Source organism: Pseudomonas sp. SZ40 (assembly GCF_052958135.1).
This window is the reverse complement of record NZ_JBQWIF010000046.1, coordinates 1-15,057: the sequence shown is the minus strand read 5'-3', so window position 1 is coordinate 15,057 and position 15,057 is coordinate 1. Positions and strand designations below refer to the sequence as shown.

At 50.1% G+C, this 15,057-nt stretch carries 11 protein-coding genes and 1 pseudogene; 3 read left to right on the top strand and 9 right to left on the bottom strand.

Annotation, left to right across the window (positions count from 1 at the left end; translation table 11 throughout):
• Positions 1 to 256: 256 nt before the first annotated feature.
• The 6 genes from ACT9T4_RS23825 to ACT9T4_RS23800 all read right to left on the bottom strand — a co-directional run bounded on the left by ACT9T4_RS23825 (position 257) and on the right by ACT9T4_RS23800 (position 10,395).
• Positions 257 to 1,351: a hypothetical protein gene (locus tag ACT9T4_RS23825; protein WP_499119294.1), complete on the bottom strand. Its 1,095-nt coding sequence runs from the start codon at positions 1,349 to 1,351 to the stop codon at positions 257 to 259.
• Positions 1,352 to 2,263: 912 nt separating this feature from the next.
• Entirely contained in the window at positions 2,264 to 2,746 is a 483-nt protein-coding gene (locus ACT9T4_RS23820) for a hypothetical protein (protein ID WP_499119293.1), read from the bottom strand.
• 2,651 nt (positions 2,747 to 5,397) lie between these two features.
• Positions 5,398 to 6,657 (bottom strand): hypothetical protein, encoded by a 1,260-nt coding sequence (locus ACT9T4_RS23815; RefSeq protein WP_499119291.1) that lies wholly within the window; start codon positions 6,655 to 6,657, stop codon positions 5,398 to 5,400.
• A 787-nt stretch (positions 6,658 to 7,444) separates the two neighbouring features.
• Positions 7,445 to 9,466, bottom strand: coding sequence for a hypothetical protein (locus ACT9T4_RS23810; protein WP_499119289.1), 2,022 nt, complete (start codon positions 9,464 to 9,466; stop codon positions 7,445 to 7,447).
• Between the two features lie 234 nt (positions 9,467 to 9,700).
• Positions 9,701 to 10,084 (bottom strand): hypothetical protein, encoded by a 384-nt coding sequence (locus ACT9T4_RS23805; protein WP_499119287.1) that lies wholly within the window; start codon positions 10,082 to 10,084, stop codon positions 9,701 to 9,703.
• A gap of 26 nt (positions 10,085 to 10,110) precedes the next feature.
• Positions 10,111 to 10,395, bottom strand: a complete 285-nt coding sequence (locus ACT9T4_RS23800) for a hypothetical protein (protein WP_499119285.1) — start codon at positions 10,393 to 10,395, stop codon at positions 10,111 to 10,113.
• Positions 10,396 to 11,386: 991 nt separating this feature from the next.
• On the opposite strand from ACT9T4_RS23800, the gene ACT9T4_RS23795 reads away from it, so the two are divergent.
• Complete coding sequence (locus ACT9T4_RS23795; protein WP_499119283.1) at positions 11,387 to 11,881, top strand: hypothetical protein; 495 nt, start codon at positions 11,387 to 11,389, stop codon at positions 11,879 to 11,881.
• 316 nt (positions 11,882 to 12,197) lie between these two features.
• Here the strand turns inward: ACT9T4_RS23795 and ACT9T4_RS23790 are convergent, their stop codons facing one another.
• Positions 12,198 to 12,770, bottom strand: a complete 573-nt coding sequence (locus ACT9T4_RS23790; RefSeq protein WP_499119282.1) for a cupin domain-containing protein — start codon at positions 12,768 to 12,770, stop codon at positions 12,198 to 12,200.
• 299 nt (positions 12,771 to 13,069) lie between these two features.
• Here ACT9T4_RS23790 and ACT9T4_RS23785 point away from each other — a divergent pair, with 299 nt between their 5' ends.
• Positions 13,070 to 13,771, top strand: a complete 702-nt coding sequence (locus ACT9T4_RS23785) for a hypothetical protein (protein WP_499119280.1) — start codon at positions 13,070 to 13,072, stop codon at positions 13,769 to 13,771.
• 131 nt (positions 13,772 to 13,902) lie between these two features.
• Here ACT9T4_RS23785 and ACT9T4_RS23780 read toward each other — a convergent pair.
• Together ACT9T4_RS23780 and ACT9T4_RS23775 are read right to left on the bottom strand one after the other, a co-directional pair.
• A pseudogene (locus tag ACT9T4_RS23780) lies at positions 13,903 to 14,220 on the bottom strand (transposase); the annotation flags it as partial.
• Between the two features lie 109 nt (positions 14,221 to 14,329).
• The gene (locus ACT9T4_RS23775) at positions 14,330 to 14,689 is read right to left on the bottom strand and encodes a histone-like nucleoid-structuring protein, MvaT/MvaU family (protein WP_499119278.1); all 360 of its coding nucleotides are present in this window, start codon (positions 14,687 to 14,689) and stop codon (positions 14,330 to 14,332) included.
• A gap of 220 nt (positions 14,690 to 14,909) precedes the next feature.
• Here ACT9T4_RS23775 and ACT9T4_RS23770 point away from each other — a divergent pair.
• Positions 14,910 to 15,057, top strand: a 148-nt coding sequence (locus tag ACT9T4_RS23770; protein WP_499119324.1) for a transposase, incomplete at its 3' end; no start/stop codon positions are given.

The following is a 15,057-nucleotide window of genomic DNA, read 5'->3' as shown; positions in this document are numbered from 1 at the left end:
TTAAGGGAGCAATGGTGAGGTATTGCGTGTGAACGCAGCTATAATGACTCGCGGTACGATATCGCTCGCGTACAACGTACTAAGCGCATCGTGATATTCCAATATCACCTCTGCAGTGGAGCGTCTGTCCAGCTTTGTCATCACCGAATTTATATGTGTACAATCCGCGTTCTTGCGCAATTCATAAAAAAGGTGGGTCAATCGTCAAGCATCCCTAATATATATTGAACTACCAGATTTATCATGTGCGTATAGATTATTCATTTGTCGAGCTTAACTTTCGATGTGCACTAACTGCCGCTCTGCGCTGATAGCTGATGCGCTCGTGCGTTGTCTTCAATCCCGCGTCATTCAGCGCACTGACCACATCTTTATGACTTCTCCATGTGCCCCCAGGGCTCTCTAAATGCTCCCTGATTTGTTCATCGGTTGCTGAACGGCGTTGCGCAACTCCTGCAGCCTGCAGTTGGGCCTTGATGCGATCAGTCCTAGGCACGAACCCCTCAGCCTTTAGAGCGTTAGCCACGCCCAATTGATTTCTAAATGTACCGTCCGGATTTTTTAAATGTGCCCTAATCTGTTCATCCGTTAGGCGTTGCCGTTGCTTAGGTTGCATCGATCCTGAGTCTACCGAGCCAGTGGAGGTCAGATAGGGCTCGACGCGAGCGTTTTGGGTAGTTCGGCTCCGGCTAGGCCCGGAGCTATTGGCCACCGACTCTCCTGCTCCCGAGTCAATATGAGAGAAGACCATGGATTGAGTGCTGATCGAAACTCCAGAGGGTAGAGGCGGGCCAGTAAAATCCTGCGTATTTACTAGGCGAATTATTGCTCCAGCCAGTTGGCTTCGCGAATAGTGTGCTGCCAGTTGAGTGGAGATCAATCCGTGTCGTTGGTCGATACTGGTGGATGCGTTGTCGCGGGCATCCGCAGCAGGATGTCCGGATAGATAGATGGATTCAATCTTGCCTGAGGTCAGATTGTGCAGTTTGATGCCGACGATGTCGTATTGATTCTGGTCGTTTAGGCGCGCGCGGATGGTTAGGTTGGCTACCTCTCCACCCGGTATATTCACATCCTGCGTATAGTGAGCATCGGTACCCGAATTAAACTTGATATGCACCGCATTGTCAGCGATAGCATTTCTTGCAAGTAGTGCAAGGAGCTGATGATGGCCGTTGGGTTGGGCCTCAACTTGGTCTAAGGCTAACTGGGCGTTAGGGCTCAGAAGAGCGGGTGTTAACGTTCCAGGGTGGTCGTGCTGTGTCTGCGAAAGAGGCTGCGCGATTGGCTGGCCGGTGTCGTTTTGCAAGATGATGAACGGGGTGGGACTACCTAAATGAATGGGACTCATCGGTTTTAGACCTGCTCTGCTGAAGATTTAGGCCGAGGTTAACGGCCTACCTGAGTCAGTGAGTGGCAAGAGCTGCGTGGGGGTTCCGTCAGGAGGCCCTAACTTCTTTGGACTCAACACAGAGCGGGTACGCATCTACACGCGGTAAGAATATGCTGGACTTTAGGCATGGCGTAGCAGCAATTCGCCTTATTTCACTGTTCAACAAGCCTCACTATATACTTGCGCAGTCAAAAGACGCAGAGTTTAGTCAAGGGTAATGTGTTTTGCGCTAAGCGATTAATTAACGACGCACCGTGTGCTACTGCTTCGATTTTCCAGCCTCTCAAGTGTTCCAGCATGAGATAAACCGGAATTTATCTGGTCTGTTAGACCGAGATAAGTGTCGCTAGTGCAACACATAATTTGGTCAAATTTCTCCGATGCGCATGCCAGCAGACATATAGCGTAAGAATGACTTTGAAGTTTAGCCGTGAATACATAAATATCATCTTTAAATATCTACTATTGAAGGCCCTTTGCCGCTTGCCATAAAGAGACAATACGACTTGTTCTTGCACCCAAGCCTTCTGCACGCAGGGCTTTTGCGGCTTCCACTTGACTTCACAGCGTGCCATCTCTGTTTCTCAGATGCGCGATAATCTGCGCATCCGTGGCGCTTACTCGTTTTATTGCCGCGAATTCCTTAAGCAGAATGCTGGCGCGGTCATTACCTACGCCAAGTCCAGCAGAGCGAACGTGCTCAAGTATGTCGGAACGGGATCGGGTTGTCCCGTCTGGATTCTTCAGGTGCGCGATAATCTGTTCATCCGTTGTGCTTGGTCGCTTTCTTCCACCTAATTCCTGCTGAATTGCTGAGAGGACTCGAATGTATCTGCTCTCAGGCCACTTGCATACGGCGCGTTAGTAACTTCAACGTGGGTTTACTGTTCCATCCGGTTTTCTTATCTGAGCTTTAATCTGGCCCTCTGTTGTACTTGGCCGTTGATGTATACCTGATGCTTCTTGAAGCAGGTAACTGATGCGTTCATTGCCAGCCCCCAGTCCCGCTGTCCGCAAAGCGATGGCCGCGCTCTCAATAGTCCCAAGTGTGCCGTCTGAGTTTCTCAAAAGCGCTCTAATTTGATCATCTGTTGCACTGGGCCGGTGCAGTACGCCACCTTCTGCGCGGAGCAGGGCAGCAATTCGACCATTGTCGGCCCCAAATCCTGCCACACGTAAAGCTCTGGCGACTTTCTGCTGAGATTTCAACGTTCCGTCCCAATTCCTGGCTTGCTCCTTAATTTGCTCATCCGTTGCGCTGGGACGCAGCCTTACGCCCGCGACTTCTTGGAGCGCCGAAATGATGCGGCTGTTGCTCGACCCCAGCCCAATTGAACGTAGGACGTTGACCACACCTTCCTGAGTCCTGAGTGTGCCGTCAGGATTTCTCAGCAGGTTCCTAATCTGCCCATCTGTAGCGCCTGGGCGCCTCGTGCGCGGCTGTGTCGAGCCTGAGGCGGTTGATGCTCTCGATCGGTTAGAGGCCGGGTATGGTTCGGTGCGGGCATTACGGTCGGCTCGGTGTCTACTGGCTGCCGAGTCTTCCGCCGCCGAAACCGTATGAGAGAAAGCCATGGATCGGGTGCTGCTCGGAGTACTAGCAGGGAGAGAGACTGCTGAATAATTCTGCGGATTGTTTTTGCACATCTTTGCTTCAGTCAGTGGGTTTCGCGAGTACTGCACTGCCAAATGCGTGGGCGCCGACACCTGTCGGGGGGGCATGGAGGATGGTGCATGGTCTTGTGTGACGGAGGTTGGAGGACCCGACAGGTAAATGGACTCAGTCTTCCCTGAGGCTGAAATGTGTAGATCGATGGCGACGATATCGTATTGAGCAAGGTAGTTTAAGCGCGTGCGGATGGTTAAGTTAGCAACCCCTCCTTCAGGTACCGTCACATGCTGCCCAAAGTGAGCGTCCGCGCCCTGATTCGACTGTATATGTAGCGTGTTATCAGCAATACCATTTCTGGCCAGCAGTGCAAAAAGCTGATGATGACCATTGGGGTAGGCTTCTATCTGATCCAAAGCCAGTTGCGCGTTAGTGCTCATTACTGCCGGCGACAACGCATCAGGATGGCTATACGGCTTCTGTGATATAGACTGCGTTACTACTTTCCTGGCATCGCTTGGCACGCCTTGGCGTAGTGCGGGGATGGGCAATTGAATGGGATTCATAGCTGCTGGGCCTACTCCCTAAGGATTTTGTGCCGAGATAAATGACCAGTCTGGGACTTGAGTGGTAAGACTGAGCTGTGAGTTCCTTGGCAGTAGCTACAATGAGAAACGGCACTCGGCAACACAGTTGTTTCGCAGCAATTCGCACTCGTTTGTGCAGTCAGCGGCCTATAAGAGGAGCGGAAGATTTAAACGTGCGATAAGGGGCTTTCCACGGCGCGCTAATTTGCTGATCCGATTGTCCGTTGATCTTGGAGCAAGGACACGACGCGGCCAGAACTGACTCCCAATCCAGCGGCATGCAGGCTGTTCATAACGGCTCGGTTAGTTTTCAGCGTACCGTCCGGATTTATCAGGTTCGCTCTAATCTGCTCATCCGTTGCGCTTGGCCGCATACGTGGCCCTTCTATTTCCTGGAGCAGGGAAAAAATGCGACCATTACTTGCCCCCAGCCCGTTGGCGTGCAGTGCGCGGAGAACGTCCCCGTGAGTTCTCCGCGTGCCGTCTGGATTTCTCAAGTGGGGCCTAATCTGCACATCTGTTGCTCCTGGCATGTGTTTGCCCCCCCCACCAGCATGGAGTTGGGATGCGATGCGGCTATGTGACGCGCTCGATCCAGTGGCACGCAGTGCGGCGCCAATGCCCCGCTGGGTTCTTAATGTCCCGTCAGCGTTCCTCAGCTGGGCCCTAATCTCCTCGTCTGTTGCGCGCGTGCGCTTTGGTAACGCCCCTGCTTCCTGGCGCATGGAGTCGATGCGCGCAACTCCTACCTTTAATCCGGCTGCATTTACTGCGTCGGCGATCTCCTGCCTAGTTCTTAGAGTGCCATTGGGATTACACAGGTGCTCTCGAATCTGATCGTCCGTGGCGGGTTGCCGCCCCGAACTTCCTGCTGTTGAAGATGATTGTTGGCGGGGAGATGGCTCGTTGTGTGAGTTTTGAGTTACTTGAGTTCGGCTAAGCCGGGAGCTGCTAGCCACCGATTCTCCGACTGCCGAACCTGAATGAGAAAAGACAGTGGATCGAGTACTGGCTGATGCGCCAGAGGATGCAGGGGCACGCAAATGGCTGTGTGTGGTATTTTGACGAACCATTGCGTCAGCCAGTTGGCTTCTCGAGTAGTGTGCTGTCAAATGACTCACATTCGATGCTGTTCCTGCCTTAATGGCGGCTGTGTTGCCAAGTGTACCAACAGCAGGAATGCCAGACAGAAAGATAGCTTCAGTCTTCCCGGAGCTCGGCAGATGCAGATCTACGCTGACGATATCATATTGAGCCTGGTCGTTTAAACGTACGCGGATGTTTAGGTTCGCAACCTCTCCGCCCGGTACGATTACGCGCTGCCCATAGTGAGCATCCTCACCTTGATTCGATTCCATGTGCAGGGTGCTATCAACAATGCCGTTTCTTGTAAGCAATGCAAGGAGCTGATGATGTCCGTTAGACTGAGTCTCAGACTGATCCAGAGCGAGTTGGGCATTGGCGCTCATCAGGGCGGGGGACAATGTGCCTGGATGGCTAAGCCGTGCATGTGAAATAGACGTCGCGGCCAGTTGATGACTGGAGCTGTTTGGCTCGACGTGGAGCTGTGTGGGGGCACCTGATTGAATGAGATTCATAGCTGCTGGGCCTGCTCCACAGAGAAATAAAGCCGCTTTCAACGGCGTACCTAGATCTGTGAGTGGCAGGAATGGCTAGAGGGTTCCGCCTACAAACTCAAGGCATGAATTCTACAGATGAAAGCGTTATTCGGTGTAGTTGAATTATACGATTGTATCCGAAGTGCTGCATTCGTATTATTCGTCAATTGGTGACGATGGCTACAATAGCTATGAAAGTTCACGTAGTCGTTCCGTATCCAGCAGGCGGCTAATGCGAATAAGGCTTGCCCCCACATCGTGGGCATGTAAGTAGCTTACGATTTCCTTATTGGATCTGAACGTACCATTTGGATTTCGCATATGTGTTCTTATCTGCTCATCAGATGCGCTTGGTTTTGAGGCTGGACGTTCCCCCCTTACTTCCTTGAGTAGTCTGTTTAATCGATCATTGCGTACCCCCCTACCGCTATTGCGCAGCAATGCAGCAACTTCGTGTCTGGGCCTCACGGTGCCGTCTGGATTTCTTATATGCTCCCTGATCTCCTCTTCTGACGCAGATGGCCGCACCAATGATGCTCCTGCTGCTTGGCGCACTGGATTAACACGACTAGCGCTTGCAGCCAATCCCTCATCATGCAGCGCTTTGATGACGTCGTCCCGACGTCTCAATGTGCCATCCGGTTTTTTTAGCTGCGCCATGATCTCGTCATCCCTAGCAAGTTTTCGCGGATTGCTGGCTAGCGACACTCCTGAAGACTGCGAGCTAGTTGCACCTGATTGTGAGGATGCCGGGTAATATCTATTGTGTGCGTTCCGAGCAGTTCTGGCTCGGCTAGGCCCGGAGCTGTTGGTCAGCGACCCATCTACCACCGAACCTGGTTGGGAAAAGGCCATGGATTGGGTCCTGGCCGATCGCCCAAAAGGTAAGGGGGCTGCCGAATAATTCTGGGCGCTCTGGCGCACCATGGCATTCATCAGTTGGTTTGGTGAATAGTGCGCTGCCAAATGAGTAGGCGGTAGTGCTTGTCTTGTTGACATGTTGGGCGATGAATTTTCGCGCGCGATGACCGCAGGAGCCCCTGATAGATAGATGGATTCAGTTTTGCCGGAGGTTGGTATATGCAAGTCAATGCCAACGATATCATATTGAGCCTGCTCGTTTAGTCGTGCGCGGACGATCAAGTTAGCCGACTCTCCACCCGGTAGACTCACGCTCTGCCCATAGTGAACGTCAGCTTCATGATGCGACTGCATGTACAGTGTGTTATCTGCGATGCCATTTCTAGCAAGCAGTGCGAGGAGCTGCTGATGGCCATTGGGTTGAGCTTCAATCTGATCCAACGCCCACTGGGCGTTGGTGCTCATAAGCGCTTGTGTTAGCGCAACAGGATGGCTGTGGGGCTGAGACGCAAACGATATTGAGGGCTCAGTGGTAGTATTTGGAGCATTTTGTTGCAGTGTGGGGTTGCTTGACTGAATGGAATTCATAGCTGCTGAGCCTGCTCCAGAGAAGACTAAAGCCGCTTTGAACGGCTTACCTAGATCTCTGAGTGGTACGAATAGCCGGCGGGTTCCGTATATAAATACTCAAGGGAGGAATTTAGCACATGGAAAACCTTATTCGATACAGCTAGAGTAGTTGATTTTATATGAAGTGCTGCATTCGCATTTTGTATCATTCAGGGGAGATGGGGATAGCGATACCAACTATGAAAGTTTACGATGCGAGTCAGGCTTGCCCCCACCTCGTCTACACGCAAGTAGGTTGCGATTTTCTTACTGAATCGCAACGTGCCGTCCTGATTTTTCGTATGCTCTCTTCTTTGATCATTCGATGCGCTTGGTCTTGGGGCTAGATATCCCCATTTACTTGTTTGAGTAGTGTGTTTAATCGATCATGGTATCCCCCTAACACCATCGTGAGGGTTTTGTGCGGTAGATCTAATGCCAATGGACACCTAATAATGATAAGTCTAGTTGATTAGAGTTAGTATGCGCCACAAGCGTGGAGTGCTCAACTCAGCTTCAAGCTGTAAGTAATGAAAATAGTATGACCTTGGGAGTGGGCATTTCGCAGCTCTACCAAGACATTGAATGGCCGGCAAAATAAGTACGTATTTCCCACAATGTCTTACAAACCAAGACAGGAAAATCATCTATCGCAGTCTGCCAAGTTTTTTGGTCGTTAATCTGAATTATTTTTATTATATAGTTGTGAGGGTGTGTAAGTTTGGTCTGTTCATGATTACCAATTACATTGGCTAGATCATACGACTCAGGTATCGGCCCTTGCGTTCCTAGAGGCTAGCTTACTTAAAGCGCGCAACTGATCAATGATGTCATCTTCAGAAACATCCGCCTGCATGCTGAGAGCAGCGTCGACCAAACGCAAGAATTGTTGAGGTTCCTTGATATTTCTCAATGCAGAAATTGCCTCCCACTTGTCGTCATCAGGAAGCGTTACAGCCGCATCTGTCAGCTTGACGCGCTGCTCGGAGGTCAATGCAGCCAAACCCGCACCGAGCCCTTGGATCGCCTCACTTTTATATTCAGAATCCGCCATGGCCAGGCAGGCATTTAATACCCTCTCTCGTTGTTCGGAATTTAACGCACTCAGCCCCGCACCTAAGCCCGCGATGGTTCGGCTCTTGTTTGCTTCATCCTGCATCGCCAAACCAATATTGAGAACGTCACGTTTTTGTTCGGCTGTAAGTGCTTGCAGTCCGCCACCTAGTCCAGCGATGGCATGACTTTTATTGCGCTCAGACTCCATAGCCAGTCCCCCATCAATGAGCTGTTGTATCAATTGAGTGTGCTTTTCGGACATTGAGTCATCCAACCCCGGTTCTAGATGAAGTCCGCGGCCAAGTCCGCCAATCGCAGTAGCCCGGTTTTCTTCAAATGCGAGAGCGAGCGCTCCTTGACTTAGGCGCTCAAGCAGCTCTACGTACTTGGAGCCAGGAACTTTCTTTAGTGCCCCACCCACATCGTGCAGGGCGTGCGCTTTCTCTTCCTCGTCTTCCATCGCTAGAACAGCGGTTGCAAAATTGAGCTGCTGCTGTGGTTCCAACACGTGCAGCCTTAGACTGAAACCCTCGACTATAGCGACCCTGAAGCGGTGCTCATTTCTGACCAACAAGGCCGCGTCGAACACAGCATTCCTTTGTTTGGGCGTTAGCGAAGACAATCCATCGCATAGACCTCTGATAGCAGTACTCTTATCAAATTCGTCTTCTAGCTCCAAGGTTGCCTGGACAAGCTTATCGCACGACGTCTCGTCTAGAGTATCCAACCCTGCTCCCAGTCCTCGAATAGCGAAGGCCTTACCTGCGTCCTCCAGGCCTAAAACGGCTTCAACTATTTCTGAGTGATGTTCTGGAATCGTATGAAACCCTGCGCCCATGCCACCGATTATGCCGCCCATAGCAGAGCTCATCTCGGGATCATCCTTGCAATTTATCTCTAAATTGGATTTAACAAAATGACTGCGCTGCTCTGGCTTCAACGTGTCAAGCGCGTAGCCCAAAGAAGCCATAAGAAACTCATCTCCGGCATGATCAACGATGTAATCGAAGCAAGCGTCCCTTTTCCCCTGAGAAGCCAAAGCGAATAGTCGGGTCTCTGCAAGCTGCGCCAGATGTTCGATGGAAGTACGATTAATCGTACCAATTATTTTCTTGTGTGCATCATGATCAGACTTGAGTAGTACGTCGTTCATCAGCACGGCTTTTAAATGGCGATTGCTTACCCCAAGCGCATTCAAGTCATACACCGCTTGGCGTCTATTTTCGTTTTCCAGAACGTCTCTCATAACAAGGCGCTTAACCTCAGGAGACATTTCCATAAAAAATGATTCGGCTGTGTCAGCTTGCTTTTTCCCCGGGGTGCAAATTGGCTCCGGTAATGTCAATGATTTTTTTTCTCCAGAGGCATGTCTAACGCCTATCGACAAAATGTCATATTGGGATAGCTCATTCAGACGGGCTTGGATTACCAATACACTGCCATTAATACTCCTGCCGTATTGTGCGACGCTAGTTTTTTGCTGATTTGGCGACAAGCGTAAAAAGCCGCCCTGTACTGCATCCTTTGCAAATTTAGCCAATGATTTACTCTTTTCATCTCCTTGGCTCTGCAGCGCATTTAATGCTTCGAAAGAGCGCGGCGTTAGCCGAGACAGCGTTAGGGAGCTCGAATGCATGGATGGCTGCTTGTTCACCGTGTTCTGAGTGGAAGCTTCAGTACTGGCCTGCTCGCTAGGCACGTGAGGTGAGGCAGCGCCCCTGACTAATTCCATAAGATCTCTCCCGAGTGAAAAATAACAACACGCCATGTGAGTGACATAAACGTGCTGACCGGTTCCAATCTGGAATTAGCGTGGGCTCCGCCCAGTTGCCGTATCGCGTGGCTGTGCTTGGTGGAGGGCGGTCTAGCGGAACAGTGCCGTGGATCTCTACCGGAGCGGCTGAAGTACAGTGCCCTGCGGGCCCTGTATTACAAACGCCAAGTTAAGAGTCCGCGCTCGAGCAAGCTATTCTTCGCCTGTTGCCGGGTTCTGTGCGTAATATTGCACGCTCAAGCGCATAGCCTCAGCCTTGACACCTGGGTTGTGCAGTATGTCGTTTACTGCAGTTGAGATCTGGGCATTTTTGGGAGGGTTCCTTTTCAGGTCGCGACCAGCGCCTGCCCAGGCGCCCCTGGCATCACTAGCGGCACACCACACCATAGCGCAGCGCTTTTTGCACCCCGCCTTGGCGCTTGCACTGGACGCGACGCGGTGGCAAGGCTTGCCCGCTGTAGCAATGGTCAGCGCCAGTGCATCAAGCGACGGGTATAGCAGTGCCTCCAGGTTGCGCGCGACTGTGCCCAGAGTTACGAAAATTACCGGCTTGCCGGTGCGTTTTGTCTTTTCCACCTCTTGCCACCAGGCAGGTGTAGGTACTATTGGGTGGTACTCGTCGCCGTGTCGATCAGTTGCACCCATGCGGGCAGGTGGGCCTTATCGTATTCGAGGCCGGGAGCGGTCATTTGCTGCAACAGGCCTGGCAGCAAGGTAGTGGCATCCATGAAAGAATGCACCGTGGGCGTTGCGCCCAGGTTTTCCAGTGCAGCCTGCAATGCCTGGTTCAATTCCCCTCGCAGTTGAGTGTAAAAGTGCTGTAGGCTTTTTTCTTCAATGAACTGCTTCGATCCAGCGCCTGTAATGAACGTGATGTAAGAGCTCAAGAATCATTGACAGTACAGGCAGTAGGTGGCCTGTTTGCGGCGTGGATCGCAACTATGATCCGTGGCATCGCTATCCTTAGGGGCGTAAATAGAGTTCCCGTGGGGACGAAATCGCCGAAGCGTTGAAGCCCTATCTCTCTCAGCGAACGCTGCGAGGATCTTTCGCAACTGCTTGGCAAATTGGTTTCCGCTCTCAAAGCTGGAGAGTTGAACCTTTTGCAGAAGCTTTTGAGCACTTTTACATGGCCACTAGGGCCATGTGTTTAGGACAAAGATCATGGCGTTGCGAGCAGGCCTGTAACCATATCGATGCTTGATATACCAAAGCTTGCCGGCGGACGCTAGACGTAGCGCACAACGAATGAATATGTAACAACAATCTGCCCTGGTCATTGCCAACGAGTCTCAAGCGCTGCATGATGACGATCGCTTAGACTTTATTTATGAAGATGTGCCTATACCAGGAAAGGTAATTGAGGAGCAGTCAGAGGTTAATAAGAAAAAATGGTTGATCTATTATTTCGGAACTTGCCTTGTGATGCACAAGCATCCTTTTAGGCAGGCACTTTGGAGCGTCTGAAAATGATCTATTGGCTCAGGCGTGTAAACGCTCCTGCGAGAGCTTGTCTTAATTGATTTGTGGTTAAGTTTGGGTTTAAGTGGGTGAAAGGGAAAGGCTTTTGCATGCAAGTAAATTTTATACAGATTTAGGTTTTTCACCATGCGATGGGTTGGTATTCGTGTATTTAAAATTGCTATTTAATGAGCATGTTTGTGTAAAAAAGGCCATCCCAGCAGAGCGCTGAATATCGAGTATATGCGTAATCAGTATCTGTGGTTACGGTCATTGGATTAACGGGCATGGAACCATATGGTGCCCTCTGACCACAGACTGATACTGCTTCATATTTGAAGCGGGAAATTGGGTTGGAGTGGTACTTGGTGCTGCTGCGACGCAAATTAGTGCAAATGACTGAAGGAGTGGGCGATTATGCAACTTCCAAATATTACAACAGGCAATACCGCTTTCAAGGGTAACATTGACCACGATAAGCGTGATATAGAGCAGGGGAAACAGCAGAATTCACCAAGTGCCGGCGTTGGGGGGGGGATTGAATTCAGTGATAAGCCAGGCACTGATGTTTCCACACTTTTTTCAAATAACGCGGGTGCGTCTGGTGGCGGCGCCAAGCAGGGCGGGCTTACAGGTATCGCCAGTCAACTAAGTGACGCTACCGCTTTGATTCCCGGTCTTAGTAATGTTCTCAAAGGAATAGGCAACTCTGACGGAAGTTTAGGTGGCATGTTAGGGGGGGCCGTGGGCGGGGCAGCCCAAACTGCTAAGCAAAGTGTCGAAGGTATTGCGAAGGGGGTGCTTAATGGTGAAGTCAGTATGGCCGCGATGGGCACAAATGCCCTCTTGAATAACTACGAAAAAAATGAACAGACACCAGCATTGGTGAAAACGCTGGCAGGTTTGCCTTAACTGTAATTTGGTAAGCTATCATTGGTTATGTAAATAAGTCGATCGATGGTGGATTGTTAAGGCGACGTGCTTTTTAGATTCTTGATTTTTGCACTGTATTTCTTAAGTCCGCGCAGTTTAATTTTTAAAAATCAAACTGTGCGGAAGCCGCTGATGCGCTATTCAAAGTTTTTTGCGTGAATTTTGATTTCAGATGACGTTACTTGAAATGTTGTTTGAATTGGCTAGGTACCCGAGTTATGTTGAATATCTGCAGCTATTAGGTTGATAGCTCGTGCGACACAAAAACAGTCACATCCAATTCTTATCGTCGTCTCTAGTTTTCTAGGGCAGCGCTAATGGTCGGTTCGTATTCTCCATCCAGCTGTACGAATAGCATTCGGCAGTTGGTATTAGAGCGGTTTGACCAAGCGTGGTTGGTTCCGCGTTGCACTACGACGCTGCCGGGCTTTAGTAGAACCTCTGATTCGTCAAGAACGATGTAGATTTCGCCTTGGATAACAACGCAGTAATCGACCGCTTCGCTGCGGTGCATCATGGGATGTGGTGAGTCCGCTTTGACAGTCAGGCCATCGGAGTAAGCAACCTGGTCGAACACGTCGGCGATGCGGGTTTCGTGCTCGCCGAGGTATGTCGCATCCGGAGGAAGGTCGACGAAGCGAATGCGTGTTCCATTTCGCGGGGCGTTGTGTTGTACCGCTCCAATGGTTGGATCAGCGTCATTGTTGATAGGAGCAGGTGTGCTCGCTGTTTCCCAAACTTCATGAAAGATCAAGCCGGGTATGGCTGTCATTTCCACGACGGAGGGCAATGGCCCGTTGCTGTACACAACGGACTTGCCGTCATTATTGTGTCCAGTGACAACTCGTTGTATAGGAGGTAAAGACATGGTGGTAACCTTCTTTCTTGAGTAATAATTAATTGATAAGAGTGCCTCTGCTTTTTGATAGGATCCCTCTGGAGGTGAAAAGTTTGCTTCCTTGTGATTTAGCACGTTTATTGCTGTTGAGATTTAGGTGCAGATGTTTCGTGCGATCGTATCATACCGTCAGTGTTTTTATAGCGAATTTGGTAAGTCAACAGGCTATCTCCGCAGAGGGTTGTAAGTAGTCCAAGATATGAAACTGTTCATGACTGAATAGAGTCTATAACAGGTGTTTGATCTGGCTAACAGGAAGGATCTCGGAAATGATTAATGTAAGGAAGATGATTGGTTGCTGCTTGCCGTTCTGCGAGTCGAAGCCACAAAATGCTGATAGAGAGCTAGATAGCTTACCTCCTCCGGTTCCCCTGCATTCTCTCCACACCTCAAGGCCTTCCATGGAACCAGTTGTTGAATTTCGAAAATTAATCAGTACTCGGATTTTAAATTTACAACAAAGGAGAGCTTTTACCGAACCGGAATTTCGAAAGGAGCTAGATCAGCAAATGCAGGACGCAAAGAACTTAGATGCTATGACAGCAGTGCTCATGGACGGCGTAAATAAAGGCAAGTCTGTAGTGCAGTTATTTAGCCAGCTAGCAAATAACATCCGCCAAAATAATATATTTCGTTATGAATCCACTGCCGTGCATAACGTATATGCGCTAGCATCCCATAAATCCGGCGACTGTGAGTCTCTTTGTAAACTCTACGCATTTGTGGCCTGGAGCGCAGGGTATAAGGATATTGAGCTGAAGCAGTTGAAAGGCGATTTTAGTTTTAAGCTTGATCATGATCATATGTTGCCGGGGCGACAAAAAAATGATGAATTCAATTTTGTGCTGCATACTGTTCTGCAAGCGAAGGACGATAGCGGGCAGACAGTTTTTTTCGATCCTCTATTTGGGCAGTGTGTTGATATTTCAGCTTACGGGCGAGGGCTACCTCAGTACCTAGGTAGCGCTTAATTTTTCGCCGAATAGCAAAATCTATCGCTCCTACGAAATTACGTTTGGCCAAATTTGCGCATAATGAGCAGCGACATGCGGGCTGTAGATCTGCACGAAAGCCCGGCAAGTCGCTTAGAAGGCCCCGTTGTCCTGGCGAAATCGGCGATGGTCTTAAAGTCCGGCACAACAGCCACATCACTTCAACATTGCGCTGACACCCGGCCTCTAGGCGGCGCGATGAGCGAATACGCTGAAAATAGCCATACAGATAAAGCTTGAGCAGATCGACCGGGTCAGGAGGCCCCGTCCGATGGGCCTTGGATTTACTAAAGCTTAATGTCTGAATATCCAGCCTCGCCACTTAGGCTTCGATCACCCTAGCCACATGGTTCTCGAGGGATCAGCTCCTTCAGCGTGACCGGAAATAGGCTGTTTTGCTCGCAAATTTCTTCCCGGATATAGTCCATAAACGACAATACCCCTATCAACCGATAGAGGTATTGTTTTCAACTCGCCTTTAGACCGCTAGGTTTTCAAACAGTCTGAGTCGCTATTCTTTGATGAAGCAAAGGCGACTTATTGGAGCCAACTTTCCACAGCCTCAGCACCGTGTTCTTCTTTCCAAGCTTTAAGCACCTTGTGATTACCGCCTTTGGTCTCAACGACTTCCCCATTGTTCGGATTTTTGTATCGTTTGAGAGTACGCTCACGGCGAGCTGACTTATCAGCAATCACCTGACGGCCTTTGCTTGCAGCTGGGTCAAGTAGAGCGATTACATCGCGCAGAGAATGATTATACTCAGCAAGGAGCTTGCGCAGCTTACTTTCAAACTCGAGTTCTTTTTTCAGGCCATCATCGTGTTGAAGACCAGCCAAACGCTGCTGGACTTCCTGGAGCTGAGCTTCAAGAGCCTTGTATTCTGCAACTTTAGACATGGTAATTCTCTGTTAGATGAAAGTCGTGGTTCTCACATTCTACTCAGCCACAAAGAAGAAAAACAGTGTACGCACATCATGAGCCCTCGATAGGCTTAATTTCTAAGGCACCACCTAATTTTTCAATTAGTGAAGCTGGATTCAGCTACGGCAGATTGGTCTGTCCTGGGCTGAGTAGACACTGACTTAAGGTGGATAATGTCCACCGCAAGGAGTGTTCATGACCCAGGCCAGACGACGTTTTCCCGAATCTTTCAAACGTAAAGCGGTAGACCAGGTGTTTGCCGGCACGCCGCTTCGTCGTGTGGCCGAGACGCTCGGTATCGCTGAAAGCCTGCTGGGTAAATGGAAGCGCCAGTACGAACAGC